Annotated in this window: 1 protein-coding gene; it reads right to left on the bottom strand. The window is 43.5% G+C overall.

The features are described 5' to 3' along the window. On the bottom strand, nt 1-882 hold an 882-nt coding region (locus HUK45_RS09355; RefSeq protein WP_191912054.1), incomplete at both ends, for a mucin-binding protein.

Below are 882 nucleotides of genomic sequence, written 5' to 3'. Positions count from 1 at the left end.
CGCTTCTTGTTTACAGCAGCAAGACCAAACATTCCCAATAAGGTGGAGGCACCTAAGCCTATTAATGTTAAGCTATTGTTATTACCAGTTTGTGGTAGTTGGTTATCCTCAGCTGTCGTTGATTGAGACGTAATCGTCTTCCCTGTTTGCATGTTAGGAACATTACCTTCTAGTTTGCCAGTAACATCATTTCTATTAGGAGTAGTGTTTGTAGGCGTATTAGTGGCTGGTGTTCCTTGTCCTTGATGATCATTAGTGGTTGGTTGACCGCCATTAGTTGGGATCAAAGCCACTTTAATGATTTGATCAGGGTTACCATCCTTGAAGGTGTAAGATGTTGGAACACTTTCACCAGGAACTAATTGATAACCATCAGGAATGTGAATATTAACTGGAACTGTCTGGCCGGTCTTGCCAGGTACTGTTTGAACGCCAACAACCTTTCCTTGTGGATCAATAAACTTATACTTAACCGTTTGGTCAGTTGGGATATAAGTAATTACGACTGGAGTAAAGTCGCTGGTGCTGGTAACCAAAGCAACTGCTGGTGCATTGCCGCTTGGTGTATAACCAGGAATTTCTGGAGCATCATATTCAGCGAAACTTGATGTTGTCCAATCACTGTAGCCGGTAACTTTACCCGTAACCTCGTCAACGGTGGCAGTCCGGGTGAGGTTAACCGTTTGATCATGGGCTTCCTTCGTTCCATCGGGCTTGATAACCGTAATCTTCCGCATGATTGTCTTATTTAGATCAGTTGGTGTTGTTGTCTCTGGCGTTTTGGGATCAGTTGGATCTGTGTCCTTAGTGTAAACAAAAGTTGTGATGTACTGGTATACAGTATACTGGCCACTCGTCGCTCCAAGAGTACGAACAAGACGA

Origin of the sequence: Limosilactobacillus urinaemulieris, from assembly GCF_014838745.1 — a bacterium.
GTDB classification, from domain to species: Bacteria; Bacillota; Bacilli; order Lactobacillales; family Lactobacillaceae; genus Limosilactobacillus; species Limosilactobacillus urinaemulieris.
The sequence above is the reverse complement of the archived record's forward strand: the minus strand, read 5'-3'. Positions and strand labels throughout refer to the sequence as shown.